We start from the raw sequence: 14,891 nt of genomic DNA on the forward strand, positions 1-14,891 counted from the left end.
AATTTGCATTCCTGTCACTTTACATTTGGATAAATCATCGTCGCAGGGTCCACATATTCATCGAACTGTTCCTCTGTTAGTAAACCAGATGCAATCGCTGCTTCTTTTAATGTTGTTCCTTCTTTATGGGCTTTCTTCGCGATTTTTGCCGCATTTTCATAACCGATATAAGGGTTTAATGCAGTTACAAGCATTAATGAGTTTCGTAAATTATGGTCAAGCACTTCTTTATTTGGTTCGATGCCGACAGCACAATGATCATTAAATGATTTCATAGTGTCTGCTAATAGGCGAGTTGATTGTAAGAAGTTATAGATAATGACGGGCTTAAAGACATTTAGCTCAAAATTACCTTGGGAAGCGGCAAAGGCAATTGTTGCGTCATTACCAACGACTTGTGTAACAACCATTGTCATCGCTTCACTTTGTGTTGGATTCACTTTACCTGGCATAATGGATGAGCCTGGCTCGTTTTCTGGAATCGTAATTTCACCGATGCCTGAACGAGGACCACTCGCTAACCAGCGAACATCATTGGCAATTTTCATCAAGTCAGCTGCAAGCGCCTTTAATGCGCCATGTGCGACAACGGCTTCATCATGACTCGTCAGTGCATGGAATTTATTGGATGCTGAAGTAAATTGTTTTCCTGTTAATTCACTAATTTCCGTTGCTACACGCTCACCAAATTCAGGATGTGCATTAATACCTGTACCAACTGCTGTTCCACCAATCGCTAGTTCTTTCATATATTCAATATTTTGGATAATCATTTGCTCGGATTTAGCAAGCATTGCTGCCCAACCACTAATTTCTTGACCTAAAGTAAGTGGTGTTGCGTCTTGTAAATGGGTACGACCAATTTTAATAATATCTTTAAATTTCTCAGCTTTGTCATCAAGTGTTGCTTTTAGTAAGCGTAGTCGAGGCAGTAAATAATCTTCAACTTTTAATACTGCTGCGATATGCAAAGCTGTTGGGAATGTATCGTTTGAGCTTTGAGATTTGTTGACATCATCATTTGGATGAATACGATCAGCTTCACCAGCATTTTGTAAAATTTGGTTTGCTCGGTGCCCAATTACCTCGTTGACGTTCATATTTGACTGTGTACCACTACCAGTCTGCCAAACTACAAGAGGGAATTGATCGTCCCACTGACCATTTAAAATTTCATCAGCTGCTTGCACAATCGCATTTGCTTTAATATCTGAAAGCTTACCTAGTTTATTATTGGCGATCGCAGCACTTTTCTTTAAAATGGCCATTGCTTGAATTAGCTCAATAGGCATTTGTTCTGTTCCGATTTGGAAATTCTCTTTACTGCGCTGCGTTTGAGCACCCCAAATTTTATCTGCAGGTACTTTAATTTCACCCATCGTGTCTTTTTCAATACGATAATCCATGTAAAACAGCTCCTTTATTTATGTAAATATCTTAACGATCAATTATGCCTTGGCATAATTGCGTCCGGATTTGGCTTTGTGCTTGCACAAAGAACTCCTTTCCAAATCTGTGACATCCGCCGGGGGCTTTCAGTGGGTGGTAAATATCCGCTGATTAAAAAACGGATAATTCTTAGTCTGATGTAAGAATATCTGTTTAATACATGCTTATTTCAAAAAAATAGGGGGATTCTGAACTAAGCACTTCGGAGTAAAGAAATAATCTAATGATAATGATAATCGTTATCAGTTGAAAAATCAAATGTTTTGCTTGAGATATTTATCACATTGAGAAGCATAGGTAATGGATTGAGTTCGATTCCCACTTTTTAAAAGTTAAAACGCTACCATTAAATGATAGCGTCGATCGGTAAATAGGGAAGAGCTATCTCTTTTTCTTGCCAATCTCTTTTACTGGTTGTTTTTTAGGCACTTTTTCAAAAATGATACTTACGTGATAGTTGTTGCTGTCGTCGATTTGAACAATCTGGACAATCTTTGCTTTACGTCCTTTAATTTTAATGTTCTCTTCTACGGTAGGTAGACTTACTAGTAACTGGCTTAAAACGGACGTCTTATTTTCATAAAAATGAGTTACAAACATATTTTTTCTCCTTATAACTTTTTTATTGAACCTAGAAAAAAGCCCTTCCTTAATTATTCGTATGTAATGTAAAAGAGACAGAGTTTTTACGAGGTTATTAGCATGGGAAAGGTTTTACTCAATGTATGAAAAGAACTTATAATATAGAACATTTGTTATACTGCAGGGGAACCAATTTTGGATAGGCGCTTGACGAAAAAGTAGAATTCAATTATGATGTATCGAAAATAATTTAACAATGATTGGAAGTAAACAGGGGAAATGTATGGAGATTACAAAAAAACAGGCAACTACAGTAGGATTAGTAGCTCTTGTATTTTCAGCACTTTTAACCTCGATGAGCCAGGTTTTCTATGCAAAGCAGGTGCAAGAAGTACCGACATTTCTATTTACTGGTATTAGTTTTTTCATTACAGCTATTTATTTCTCTTTCTTTGCACGCAAACATAAACAAGCTAATCGGTGGAAGGGAAATATTAATTATGTAGTGAAGTTGAATGTCGCATCTGTGTTAGCATTTATGGGCTTTTATTTTGCTTTAAAATATGTAGAGTCAGCGATTGTAAGTGCGCTTGAGATGGGCATTGGACCGCTTTTTGTCTTGGTGTTAGCTGTTTTTGGCAAGGAATCCATTCCGAAAGCACAATGGGTAATTGCCACGGGGACATTTATTGCTTGTACTATATTAATATTAGCGGTTGTTAGTGGGAAATCAGCTGTTCAAATGGACCTAACATTGCCAGTGATTGTAGCATTAATAGCGAGTGTTGGCTGTGGAGTTGGAGCGGTACTTTGTACGATGTATTCTAAAAGATTAAGTGAGGCTGGTTGGACTACTTCAATGATTTTAGCCAATCGTTATTATGGCATAATTTTATTATCTTTTTTCGCGACTTTCGACATATTTTTTAAATATTTCTCGGGAAATATTTCATGGATAATCGCAGTAACAGCAGTGGGTGTCATGCTTCCGATGTATTTATTGCAGATAGGCATTCAGGATTGTTCAACTTTAATAGTAATGATGAGTTTATGCTTTGTTCCAATATTCACGTTTTTCTTTCAGATGTTTGATTCAAGGCTATCATGGTCGCCAATTTCCCTTTTAGGAATAAGTCTATTGTTTATTTTGGGAGTGTCTAGCTTGTATTTGGAGAAAAGGGCGGTTTCAGAGTAGCGAAAGCGCGTTATAATAGTAGTAAGGGAGGAAACGAAATGTATTTAAAATCATGTAAGGTAATACAGGGAGCTATTGTTGATAAAGATCAGTATCCCTTTAATATACCAAGTTTACAGGATTTACAAGAGCTAGAGTTTCCTACGAATGTGACCTTCTTTGTTGGAGAAAATGGCTCTGGGAAATCAACCCTATTGGAGGCTATAGCTGATCGCTGTGATTTTAATACTGCGGGAGGTGGTCGCCAAAATCTATTTGAAGTACATAAAGCGGAATCTGCACTCGGGGAATTCATCCGTTTATCCTGGTGGCCAAAGGTTTCAAATGGCTTTTTCCTACGTTCGGAAACGTTTTATCAATTTGCAAGTCATATTGATTTGTTAGATAGTCATCCAAATAAGTATGCCGCTTTTGGTGGTAAATCGTTACATCATCAATCACATGGCGAGTCCTTTTTATCGCTATTTATGCACCGCTTTAAAGGGAAGGCCATTTATTTATTGGATGAGCCTGAAGCGGCGTTGTCGCCAACGAGGCAGCTAAGCCTACTCAAAATTATTAAAGATTTAGAGCATGAGGCACAATTTATTATCGCCACACATTCACCTATTTTGCTTGGCTATCCAAATGCTACAATCTATAGTTTTGATAATGGGGAGATTGAATCTATTCGTTATGAGGATACTATACATTACATTGTTACGAAGCGCTTTTTAAATGCACCGGAAACCATTTTTTCAGAGTTATTTGATGAGGAGAGGGAATCATGAATCAACGTAAAGGCTTAGTTATGCGAGAAATTCGATTAGATGAAATGGCACAGTTTATAGATTTACTTAATTATGTTTTTCAAATGTCCATGTCCATTCATAAGGATCGTCGCTTTGTGAATGCCAAAAGTAAGCAATTTAATGAGGGGCATGCAATTGGTTGGTTCGATGGTTCACATCTTGTATCTCAAATTTTAAGCCTACCTTTTGAGGTAAATGTTCATGGAAAGATCTATGAAATGGGAGGTATCACTGCTGTTGGAACGTACCCTGAATATTCTGGGCATGGTTTGATGGAGAGCCTCATTATTGAGAGCCTAGAGCGGATGCGAAACGAAGGACAATGTATATCCTATTTATTTCCATATTCTATCCCTTATTACCGAAAAAGGGGCTGGGAAATTATGAGTGATATTGTGGAATTTCAGGTCAAGGATACGCAGCTTCCTCACTATAAAGGCTTAAACGGTAAAATCCGACGTGTCGATCCGAAACATGAAGACGTTGTGACCATTTATGCGCATTATTCAAAGAAGACGCACGGTGTCATGGTTCGTAATAGTATCGCTTGGAATGAAAAGTTTCAGGAAGATTTTTGGGAAGAAAAATTTATCGATAGTGATGTGAACCTTCAGGCTGCAGTGTATTATGACGAAGATGATATGCCGCAGGGTTATATGTTTTACCGTATTATGGAGGAAAATTATTACATCGATGAAATTGTCTATTTACAGGAAGAGGCGCGTAAAGGTTTATGGAATTTTGTCTCAGCACATAGCTCGATGATTTACAATGTTTATGGTAAAACAACCGGCAATGAAGCCGTTGCCTTTTTGTTAGAGGATAGTGAGATTATTCAAAAGGTATCCCCTTATTTTATGGCACGAATTGTAGACGTAAAAGAATTTCTGTTACGCTACCCATTCGCGGGAAATGATTTTCAACTTCGACTCGCTGTTAGTGATCGCATTGTCGCATGGAATAATGGCACATTTGTCATTACGAAGCAGAATGGAAAAGTTACTGTCGAAAAGGTGAGTGAGACACAATCTGAAAATGCTATTCAACTAACGGTTCAAACACTTGCTACGATGTTACTAGGCTATAAACGACCGAGCTATTTAGAAAAAATCGAGCGTTTACAAGGCAATGCCATTGAAATTGCATTATTAGAGACGGTGCTACCAGTAGGCATCCCAACGTTTATTGATTATTTTTAACTTCTTTCAGCAGGTGTTTGGATACCTGCTGAAAGAAGTTAAAGCCTCCGGCGGATGTCACGGAATCGGAAAGGAGTGCTTTGTGCATGCACAAAGCCGATTCCGGACGCAATTATGCCGAGGCATAATTGATGGAAATTATGGGAATTTGTGCAGAGACAGCTGTGCAGATTCCTTTTTTTATGGATTCAAAAGAAAATTGATCGGGTCAGCGCGAGAACTGATCGGGTCCCCCAAAAAACTGCTCTGATGAGTTATTTTCCTAATTCAGGAAACATCTACTCCTCTGAAATCGTCTCAATATAAACCGATTGGGGGATACAAATGAACGATGCCGAGAAGTTAGAAAGAAAGAAAATATACAAAAAAATGCTTCTAGTGCTACTTATTTGGATTTTGTTTTTTGCTGGTATTATAGGGTACGGTATTTATTGGCTGTTTTTTGATTGGACTAGATTTAAACAAGAGCTGATTGCTGAATCTACATCTCCACAAGGAACCTATACAGTGAAAGCTTATGTTTCAGACGCTGGTGCGACGACTTCTTATTCTGTGTTGGGAGAGTTAGTATTCAATCATGAGAAGAGAAAGTCCAAGAAAATATATTGGCAATATCGAGAAAATAGAGCATACATTAACTGGAGCGATGATGATACAGTAAGTATTAACGGTATGACATTGAATGTGCCTGATGAAACATATGATTATCGTGATAATGAGTAGCCATAACCGTTACAGTTATGGCTAATTATACCGTGATCCAAGCTTTTTTTAGCAGTCGTACACCGTGGATGATTTCCTCCGTTTTTAACTTACTAAAGCCTAATTGAATAATAGGAACAGTGCTTGACTGTTGTAGGAAATATGGGCTGGTAGAGTAAACTTTGACTCCGTAATGTTGTGCATTTTGAATGAGCTGCTCTTCTGAAAATTGTGTTTGCACCTTGACCAATATATATAGTCCAGATTGTTCTCCAAGTATCGTAACTTTTTCTCCGAACTGTTTGTTAAGCTCCTCTACAAGAGTATTTATTTTATGTTTATAAGTAATACGCATTCTTTTAATATGTCGTGCCCATTCACCTTGTTCTATGAATTTCGCCATTGTTAATTGATGTAAGGACGAGGCGTTATGTTCAAAATGAGCAAAGCGATCTTTATATGGCTTAACAAGTACTTTCGGTAGCACCATATAGCTTAAACGAATAGCTGGTAAAAATGATTTTGAAAATGTCCCCATATAAATCACACGTGACTTGTCAATTGAGGCGAGAGCAGGAAATGGCTGTTGCGTATAACGGAATTCCCCATCATAATCATCCTCAAGTATATAGCCATCAACATTTTTGGCCCACTGAATTAAAGCTTGCCGTTGCTGAATACTCATGGAAACACCGTATGGGAAATGATGAGAAGGTGTGACATAGAGTAGGCGCGAATGTAAATGCGCTAAATGGTCGAGCTGCGCACCGTTTTCCAACACAGGTAATGTCTCTATCTGAAAGTCATGCAGCTTGAACGCTTCTCGTGCACCGTTGTAGCCAGGGTCTTCTAAAATAACGCTTGGGAAATCTTGCTTTAATAGAAAGCCTAGATAAATTAACATTTGTTGCGTGCTGCTACCGATAATAAGGTCCTCTTCATTTACATGAACGCCACGAGCTTGAAGCAAATAATGCACAAGCTGTTCCTTTAAAAGTGGCTCACCGAAAGGGTCGCCATATTCATAACACTTTTTTAAAGGTAACACTTGATTTGCCATTTGACGCCATACTTTTAGAGGGAAATGCTGTTGATCGACAGCACCAGCCCGAAAGTCAATGATGATATCTCCACCGTTAGCTGTTCCTTTTTGAGTAAGGCTTGGTCGTTCCTCCTTCTGAAGAAAAACTTGTTCAAATTCATTCACGAAATATCCCTTTCGCCCTTCACCACGTATGTATCCTTCCGCTACAAGCTGTTCATAGGCAGTTAAGGTTGTATTCCGACTGACATGTAAAGTATCAGCTAACCTTCGAATAGAGGGAAGAGAATCATTCGTTTTCAATTTCCCTTGTTCGATTAACCATTTGATTTGCTGATAAATTTGTTTATATTTTGCCTCTTCATCTGTGAATAAGAAAATAAAATCCTTCATAATGTCCCTCCTTGACATGTTGGAATGTCTAAAACTGTTTCTTTTTAAATGTCAGTTTGTTTTTTATCATAATACAAGAATTACATATTAAAAGAAATGGGGAGAAACGAAAATGGAGATTTGTACAGTAACGTTAGCAACAGTTGGAGACGTGGTACCATTATTTAATGCTTATCGAGAATTTTATGGTCAACCATCCGACTTAGAGCAGGCTGAGCAGTTTCTCATGGAGCGTTTAAATAAGGAGGAGTCAGTCATTTTTCTAGCTTATTTGGATGCGCAGCCAGTTGGTTTTGTCCAGCTCTATCCTATTTTTTCATCTGTTGCGATGAAAAGGGCTTTTATATTAAACGATTTATTTGTGGCAGAGAATGCCAGGAAACAAGGTATAGCACATGGCCTAATTGAACAGTGTTATTCATACTGTTTACAGAAGGATGCACGTTATATGGGGTTAGAAACAGCGACAGACAACGTTCGTGCTCAAAAACTTTATGAGAAGCTTGGGATGAAAATAGACGATGGAGTATTTCATTATATTAAATATTGGTAAAAGGAGGTTCGAAAAATGACCGTAACAATTAAACAATTAATAACGCAGCAGGAATGGATGGAAGCATATGCTGTTATGGTGCAGCTTCGTATGGAATTAACATTAGAAAAGTACTTCCTATTATTAAAGGAAATGATCCAAGATGGCTATATGTTATTTGCTTTATACGAAAAAAATAACATTATGGCAGTCGCTGGATTAAGTTGGAGAGTCAACTTCTACAGTGAACGTCATATGTTTGTCTATGATTTAGTAACGGATGAGGCCTATCGTTCAAGAGGCTATGGTGAAAAATTATTGCATTATCTTCACCAATGGGGCAAAGAAAATGGCGCGCACTATATTGCTTTAGAGTCTGGTATTCAAAGGACTAGTGCGCATCGTTTTTATGAAGATCGATTAGGATATGAAAAATGGTGCTATTCTTTTCGAAAAGCATTGTGATGAAATATTGAACGAAATCCGAATAAAGATTGAAAGCGACTAGTGTTTTTCTAGTCGCATTTTTTGTGCATCTATTGATTAACATTTAATATTTAGTTATAAAAGATAATTATTTAATGATTATCATTAAGAATATCTTGATTTCAACTTTGCTATTTAATATGCTTAACATGAAGAAGGACGCAATATAGAGTACCGACGAAGCTTCCTCATTAAGCGACGGAAAAGCGGGAGTTAGCGGCGAAGTTTCCACATTAAGCGGCGGAAAAGCGGGAGTTAGCGGCGAAGTTTCCACATTAAGCGGCGGAAAAGCGGGAGTTAGCGGTGAAGTTTCCACATTAAGCGGCGGAAAAGCAAATGTTACCGGCGCGAACTTCAAACATCAACCAGCGATTTCAGGAAACACCTTACCATCGCTTGTCATTCTTCATGTAAAACATTTTGAACAGGGGGAAAGATTATGGTTCTGGAAAGTGCAATAAATGCAATTATACAAGTCATTTTATTTTCGGTCATACCGTTTATTTGGTGGTTTTTCTCAGCAAGAAAGGAACAATCATTTTTAAGATGGCTCGGTCTCAAAAAGCCTGTCATTGAAAATAAAGGGAATTATTTTGTATGGTTTTTATTTATTATGGTTTTATTATTCGTGCCACTTACTACAATTACCTATTTCTACCTAGACAGTTCAATTTTAGCGTCCAATCGTTTTATAGGACTTGGTTTTTCAGCGCTCATACCAGCACTTTTCTATGCTATGGTGCAAACAGGATTGTCAGAGGAGCTGTTGTTCCGAGGCTTCTTACTAAAAAGATTCAAGCATAAGTTTGGTTTTCAAATGGGAAATATCATGCAAAGTCTACTTTTTGGTATTTTACATGGATGGATGTTTTATTCTTTAGTTCCTTTTGGAGTTGTAGTATTAGTTGTTATGGCAACCGCGTTTACAGGTTATTTAATGGGATGGATCAATGAACGAAAATCCAATGGTTCCATCCTAACAAGCTGGGGCATACATGGCATTGGCAATCTGTTTGCCTCCTTCATGGCAATGTTTAATGTGCTCTAAAGACCTAGCTCATTTGCATTTCATCATTTTCCCTTGCATAATAAAGCAGAAGAGGTGATGGAAATGCAGTTCATCGAGCAGCTAGTAAAAGGATGCTTGATTATCGGTTTTATATTAATGGGAGGGCGTATTATCACCGCAATATGCCGTTATTATAATATAGCATTTACGACTTTTTTCGATGACTATCATGTCGCCTCACTAGTTATACTATTAATAGGTATTATAGGAACTGAGATACTTAATAGACGAAAAAGAAAGGGACGAGCATAAATGACGGAATGGCCAAAGGGAATAGCGAAGCCTGCTATACGTGCATTAAATGCGGCAGGGTATACACAATTAGAGCAATTGGAAAAGGTTGATTTATCAACGTTGGAAAATTTACACGGGATGGGACCGAAAGCGCTAGCGGCCATTGAAACAGCACTGAATGAAAGTAGGAAGCACAGTGAATAAACTGACGTTATTTTTACTGTTAATGGTGGTCTATTATATTTTGGTTGTTTTCTTGATTAGCAAGTTATTTATTATTCCTCTCATGAAGTTTATGGCGTTAGTATTCTTCCTTGGAGCTGGCTTTATTTTTTCTCGAAAAATGCGGAAGAAACTACAGTAGGAGGAATTATGAAAATTACAAAACTAGCCATATTTTACTTGTTCATTTTTATTTTAACATTATTACTATCATTAGCAGGAGTTCGTCTATTCATTACAATCGGCATTATTGCTCTTATTGCGATCGCAATGATTTATAGACATATACATATTTTATTTAGGACAAATAATATGAAGATGGTAGATAAACTACTAAAAGATCGTAAAAAAGATCCGTTTTTTGCCTATCCTTACGCTCTTGCTTATGGTACAAGGGAAGACCAGCTTCACTCATTAGAAACAGCCATCGTAAAATATAAGCAGCCAGCAATAAAGTATAACTGTAAATTTCTGATGGCGATCATGAAAGAGAATTTAGAGGAAGCAAAGGATGCGGCCGATAAAATAAATAAAGAGCCATTAACTAGCTATGCAAAATGTTATATCGCTGCACTTGAAGGACGAACAACTGACATGCGAAGCAATCAGCTTACAAAGCCGTGGATGCAGCCAGCAATTGAAGCGGTTTATGCATACAAAATGAAGAATGAAACAGCCCTTCATCATCATGCCCAGGAAAGCATTGAAATGGCTCGTGGTGTACAAAAATATGCGTTAATACATGCATTTGAAAAAATGAAAACGGATCTGTAAAAAGTTTTAGGCTACTTGATGCTATATGGTGTCAGGTAGCCTATTTTTTAACTTAGTAAATTTACACTTAAATATACAAATCTTGTTTACTCATTCGTCTAATAAAGTAAGAGAGGTGAGAAGATGGAGTTTGATGAGCTTTATGAACAATATTTTCAATGCATTTATCAATTTATTTACTATATGGTCTCGGATCCAGGTTTAGCGGAGGATTTAACGCAGGAAACCTTTATCCGCGTTTATAAAGGACAGTTTAGAAATGAGGCTGCTATGGGCACTTACATAAGGAGAATTGCACGAAACCTTGTTTATGACACATATAGAAAAAAAGCACTAATTAAATGGCTACCATTTCAAAGAGAACATGAAAAACGGGAGACGCAATATGTACCACATGATTGGATCGTGCAGTCTGAGGAGCGTCGGCTATTATATGAAGCAATCCAATTATTAAAGCCTGAATATCGAGAGGTTCTTATTTACAGAAAAATTGAAGAGTTGAATTTAGCCGAAACTTGTGAAATTTTAGGGTGGTCTACAGTGAAAATAGCGAATACACAGAGAAATGCTATGAAGGCTTTGGAGAAAATACTTGGAGGTGATGAATTTGGATTTAAACAATCGACTGAAGGAACTCAATAAATTACCAGAGGATAAGGCAGTAAAGGCCAGTATTTATGAACACATTCACCATAAGAAAAGAAATGGCTTAACGTTATGGCAGGAAAGTTTTTTACTACTAACGATTGCCACGATTGCTCTATTTTTAATTTTGATCCCACAAAATTTATCACCGCCTCAAACTGCTGATCAATCCATCCAAGCAATTTATAAGCATTTCGGAGGAAAAGAAGGGAAATTCTTTGCGCGAAGTTCGAGTTTGTATATTTCTATAAAGAAGGTTGAAGATACAATTGTTTATAGCTTTTTTGAAGACTTAACACAGTATGTCGAAAAGGCAGATGGAAAGTTAGGTAACCATATTGCAGATGTAGTCGTTGTTAAAGATTATCGGGAAGAGCGCTATCAGATTTCAGATGCAGGCATGCTAAATGTTGATTCGGGCCAGTTTTTTGTTGGGAATTCTGACATGTATGATGAAGTATTTCAAACATTATACTCTGTAGAAACAATACCATGGATATTTATCCTGCCACTTATTGTGGTAGCTGTAAATATATTCTCTATGTACTATTATAAACGTCATAATCTAGAAGGATCTAAACCATTTAGGCGTATATGGTGGCTGTTAGTACTTGTACTTGCGATGCTTTCAAGCGTTTTTGCTTGGGCAACATGGGTCGGTCCATTGTATAAACCATTAATGGTTATGTTTGCGTTTTTATATGGTTTCATTATTTGGCATAATCTAAAGCGAGAGGTACAGACATATTCCATATATAAAGTAGAAACAATAAAAATAAGTATTATTAGTGCAACACTTTTTTTAATTATTATGCTTTATTAATAGATTTAATAATAAAACCACCTATACCTTTTGCATAAGAGACAATTGCAAAGGTATAGGTGGTTTTAATTACCCATCAACGAAGTATTGGAGTGAGGTATGCTTTATTCCCTCTTACTCAATAAAATCCCACGAACGACTCCCATTATAAATATAGTACACAGTACAAATAGAAATAAATAAGCATGCCACTGCTGTAAAATACGATTATGGCCTAAAGCGACTGTTAAGTCATTGAAAAGTGAATATGTAAAGTACAGTAGTATACTATTTTTGATGAGACAAAAAATAATGATTCCATTTTGTCGCTCTGTATGAGATAAGGTAGACTTATTTTTACGTGGGATAGGATAAGCAACTCTAATCTCTAAGTAGTGTAAAAGTAAAAATAGCATGAAGGCAATAAAGGGTAAATAAAAAATAGCGATTTTCGGACCAAATTGCGCTTGTTCACTTGTAAAGCTTTGCAAAACGGGTATAGATGCGGGGAACTTACTGTATTGGATCAGCGTTGCGGTAATGGCAGCTAAAAAAATGGTCGCGACAATAAGCGTTAGTGGCTTACAAAAACGCGGTGTAAGTGTTTTTTGTTGTTCAAGCATTCGTTCACCTCGTAGTTTATCTATTTACAATTATACCTCGGCATAATTGTAGCTGACGCTTTACTTTCGCTACTAAAACATTTGTAGCTGACGCTTCGCTTTCGCTACTAAAACATTTGCTGAAAGAAGTTAAATAGCAGTCTGTTATACTGTATCATATGAATACCAGCATGTGTGGCATAGAAAGAAGGATTAGATGGAATACTTGTTGTTTTTAGTTATAGGCATCACTGGCAACGTCATTGGGACGTTAGTGGGAGGTGGCGGGTTAATTACATTACCGACCATGATGTTAATGGGGGTACCGGTCCATTCAGCGATAGGTGCGAATAAGGTTTCAAATATGGTCAGTGCCTTTTCAAGCTTCTATACGATTTTTAAAAGAAAAGAATTGTTATGGTCAGAAATGCGATCAGTATTACTTGTTTCCCTAGTAGGTGGTACACTTGGTGGACTGTTTGCATCGTTTATGAGCAGTCAAACATTGACGTTCATCGCAATTATTTTATTAGGCTTTGCACTTGTTATGTCCTTTATAGGTGGGGCTGAGTTTGGAGAAAAGGAAAGCTTTACAATGAATCGCAAAAACGGTCCAATACTTCTTGGTGTTGGTTTTTATGATGGGATGTTCGGTCCTGGGAGCAGTACACTGGCACTTTATACATATGCTCATGAGAAGATCTCTTATATGAAAGCTGTAGGCCTGTCACGTGTAGGTGTTTTTGCGATGTGCTCAGGAGCCGCAATTACGTATATTGCCACAGGTAAAATTGATTGGCCATTGACCATCGTTTTAATGGTTGGTTCTGTCATTGGTGCGCAAATAGGAATTATCCTTGCAAGAAAGGTGAAAGCAAATCAAGTAAAACTATTGCTACGTATTGTGACTATTGTGCTAATAGTACAACTCGTATACGATTTTATCAAACAGATATAGGGAGGCGATATCCATGTTTGAAATTACACCTTTTCCATCTTTTTCGTGGTCACTGTCACGTCATAAAACGTTAACAAGCTGTGCGCGAAAATATGGCTATGAATATTATTTTTCTCATAATGGCTGGCTAAGCTACAATGTGGAGCCATATCATCAACATGTCTATCGCTTAAAAAAGCTTCAATCCATGCCGATTTTATTTGGGCAAATCGTCCATCATTTAATAGAGCAATCGATCAATGATTATTTACAAACCGGTAAGGCGCCGACTGTTGCTGAACTTGTAAATCGTGCGCGTGGCCAGCTTAATGCTGCTTTTATCGATTCTACACGCCATATAGATTTATGGAGACACAAGCCTAATAAATTTTATATGATGCAGGAAATTTATTACGAAGGGCAGTTAAATCCTGAACTTGTACAGGACTATAAGGATCGCATGACGGCTGTCTTTGAGAACTTTCTTAATAGTGAAACGTTCCAGCAAATTACCGCACGAAAAGGCTCCCTACGAATCGGTGAGCCTGAACAATTTCGTTCCATGAAAATAGAGGGGATACAAGTTTTCGTCGTAATGGATTTTCATTATTATGATGAGATGGCAGACAAGTGGATCATTATCGACTGGAAAACAGGCGGAGAGTCCGATGACGATCGCCAGCAATTAGCGTTCTACGCTTACTATATACAGCAGAAGTATCGCGTATCTCTTGACCAGATTGATGTCTATAATGAATATTTATTGACTGGCAAACGAAAAAAATATGCCTTTACAGCATTTGATATGGACAATATTTTACATACGTTTCAGCGAAGTGTACTAGAAATGAAAAAATATCAGGCTGATATTTTCTCTAATGAACCCGTGGACTTTGAGAAATTTGAGCAAACCCTTGAAAAATGGCACTGTAAAGGGTGTAATTTTAAAGAATTATGTGTGCAGAATTAAGTAGAAGATGGAGCGAGTGATCAAAAAAGTGACCAACTAAATGAAGTCATCAAAATAGTCACTAGCCTTATTTTTTATCTTTACTAGTTAAATGGCTTTGAATGTTAACCGTCATTTTTATATCAGAGTGCCTAGAGATAACAAATTATTTTGGGGAGAATCACTCTATTTTTGTAAAATTACTTCCATTATCACATTTTAATTGGTAGGATATTGGATTGTTCGTATATACTAACAAATTGTGTTTTCTAAAATAAAGCTGAGT

Annotated in this window: 17 protein-coding genes; 13 read left to right on the forward strand and 4 right to left on the reverse strand. The window is 37.2% G+C overall.

Going from position 1 to position 14,891, the window contains the following annotated elements:
* Positions 1 to 14: 14 nt before the first annotated feature.
* Both fumC and ACIQLB_RS07985 read right to left on the reverse strand, forming a co-directional pair.
* Positions 15 to 1,406: a class II fumarate hydratase gene (fumC, locus tag ACIQLB_RS07980; RefSeq protein WP_400723462.1), complete on the reverse strand. Its 1,392-nt coding sequence runs from the start codon at positions 1,404 to 1,406 to the stop codon at positions 15 to 17.
* A 424-nt stretch (positions 1,407 to 1,830) separates the two neighbouring features.
* Positions 1,831 to 2,049 (reverse strand): hypothetical protein, encoded by a 219-nt coding sequence (locus ACIQLB_RS07985; protein WP_400723465.1) that lies wholly within the window; start codon positions 2,047 to 2,049, stop codon positions 1,831 to 1,833.
* Between the two features lie 265 nt (positions 2,050 to 2,314).
* Here ACIQLB_RS07985 and ACIQLB_RS07990 point away from each other — a divergent pair, with 265 nt between their 5' ends.
* The 4 genes from ACIQLB_RS07990 (at position 2,315) to ACIQLB_RS08005 (ending at position 5,939) form a co-directional block, all read left to right on the forward strand.
* The gene (locus ACIQLB_RS07990) at positions 2,315 to 3,226 is read left to right on the forward strand and encodes an EamA family transporter (RefSeq protein WP_400723468.1); all 912 of its coding nucleotides are present in this window, start codon (positions 2,315 to 2,317) and stop codon (positions 3,224 to 3,226) included.
* Between the two features lie 38 nt (positions 3,227 to 3,264).
* The gene (locus ACIQLB_RS07995) at positions 3,265 to 3,996 is read left to right on the forward strand and encodes an AAA family ATPase (RefSeq protein ID WP_400723471.1); all 732 of its coding nucleotides are present in this window, start codon (positions 3,265 to 3,267) and stop codon (positions 3,994 to 3,996) included.
* Complete coding sequence (locus ACIQLB_RS08000; RefSeq protein WP_400723474.1) at positions 3,993 to 5,216, forward strand: GNAT family N-acetyltransferase; 1,224 nt, start codon at positions 3,993 to 3,995, stop codon at positions 5,214 to 5,216. The genes ACIQLB_RS07995 and ACIQLB_RS08000 overlap by 4 nt, the downstream gene beginning before the upstream one ends.
* Positions 5,217 to 5,540: 324 nt before the next feature.
* The gene (locus tag ACIQLB_RS08005; protein ID WP_400723477.1) at positions 5,541 to 5,939 is read left to right on the forward strand and encodes a DUF5412 domain-containing protein; all 399 of its coding nucleotides are present in this window, start codon (positions 5,541 to 5,543) and stop codon (positions 5,937 to 5,939) included.
* Between the two features lie 25 nt (positions 5,940 to 5,964).
* On the opposite strand, the gene pdxR is transcribed toward ACIQLB_RS08005, so the two are convergent.
* The gene (gene pdxR, locus ACIQLB_RS08010) at positions 5,965 to 7,353 is read right to left on the reverse strand and encodes a MocR-like pyridoxine biosynthesis transcription factor PdxR (protein WP_400723480.1); all 1,389 of its coding nucleotides are present in this window, start codon (positions 7,351 to 7,353) and stop codon (positions 5,965 to 5,967) included.
* A gap of 112 nt (positions 7,354 to 7,465) precedes the next feature.
* Between pdxR and ACIQLB_RS08015 the strand changes: the two genes are divergently transcribed.
* From ACIQLB_RS08015 to ACIQLB_RS08045, 7 genes are all read left to right on the forward strand, one after another.
* Positions 7,466 to 7,906, forward strand: a complete 441-nt coding sequence (locus ACIQLB_RS08015; RefSeq protein ID WP_400723483.1) for a GNAT family N-acetyltransferase — start codon at positions 7,466 to 7,468, stop codon at positions 7,904 to 7,906.
* A 15-nt stretch (positions 7,907 to 7,921) separates the two neighbouring features.
* Positions 7,922 to 8,350, forward strand: coding sequence for a GNAT family N-acetyltransferase (locus tag ACIQLB_RS08020; protein WP_400723486.1), 429 nt, complete (start codon positions 7,922 to 7,924; stop codon positions 8,348 to 8,350).
* Positions 8,351 to 8,810: 460 nt separating this feature from the next.
* Positions 8,811 to 9,419 carry a CPBP family intramembrane glutamic endopeptidase gene (locus tag ACIQLB_RS08025; protein WP_400723489.1) on the forward strand — a complete coding sequence of 203 codons (609 nt, stop codon included), beginning with the start codon at positions 8,811 to 8,813 and terminating at the stop codon, positions 9,417 to 9,419.
* 273 nt (positions 9,420 to 9,692) lie between these two features.
* A complete protein-coding gene (locus tag ACIQLB_RS08030) occupies positions 9,693 to 9,878 on the forward strand; it encodes a helix-hairpin-helix domain-containing protein (protein ID WP_400723492.1) in 186 nt (61 codons plus the stop codon).
* Positions 9,879 to 10,046: 168 nt separating this feature from the next.
* The gene (locus tag ACIQLB_RS08035) at positions 10,047 to 10,670 is read left to right on the forward strand and encodes a hypothetical protein (RefSeq protein WP_400723495.1); all 624 of its coding nucleotides are present in this window, start codon (positions 10,047 to 10,049) and stop codon (positions 10,668 to 10,670) included.
* A gap of 123 nt (positions 10,671 to 10,793) precedes the next feature.
* Positions 10,794 to 11,312, forward strand: coding sequence for an RNA polymerase sigma factor (locus ACIQLB_RS08040; RefSeq protein ID WP_400723498.1), 519 nt, complete (start codon positions 10,794 to 10,796; stop codon positions 11,310 to 11,312).
* Positions 11,278 to 12,138: a hypothetical protein gene (locus ACIQLB_RS08045; RefSeq protein ID WP_400723501.1), complete on the forward strand. Its 861-nt coding sequence runs from the start codon at positions 11,278 to 11,280 to the stop codon at positions 12,136 to 12,138. Before ACIQLB_RS08040 ends, ACIQLB_RS08045 begins: the two co-directional genes overlap by 35 nt.
* Positions 12,139 to 12,242: 104 nt before the next feature.
* Here the strand turns inward: ACIQLB_RS08045 and ACIQLB_RS08050 are convergent, their stop codons facing one another.
* The gene (locus tag ACIQLB_RS08050) at positions 12,243 to 12,740 is read right to left on the reverse strand and encodes a DUF1648 domain-containing protein (protein WP_400723504.1); all 498 of its coding nucleotides are present in this window, start codon (positions 12,738 to 12,740) and stop codon (positions 12,243 to 12,245) included.
* Positions 12,741 to 12,936: 196 nt separating this feature from the next.
* Between ACIQLB_RS08050 and ACIQLB_RS08055 the strand changes: the two genes are divergently transcribed.
* Positions 12,937 to 13,677: a sulfite exporter TauE/SafE family protein gene (locus ACIQLB_RS08055; protein ID WP_400723507.1), complete on the forward strand. Its 741-nt coding sequence runs from the start codon at positions 12,937 to 12,939 to the stop codon at positions 13,675 to 13,677.
* A 13-nt stretch (positions 13,678 to 13,690) separates the two neighbouring features.
* Complete coding sequence (locus tag ACIQLB_RS08060; protein WP_400723510.1) at positions 13,691 to 14,626, forward strand: PD-(D/E)XK nuclease family protein; 936 nt, start codon at positions 13,691 to 13,693, stop codon at positions 14,624 to 14,626.
* The last annotated feature ends 265 nt before the right edge of the window (positions 14,627 to 14,891 follow it).

This window comes from Lysinibacillus sp. NPDC092081 (assembly GCF_044755845.1).
Classification (GTDB): domain Bacteria; phylum Bacillota; class Bacilli; order Bacillales_A; family Planococcaceae; genus Lysinibacillus.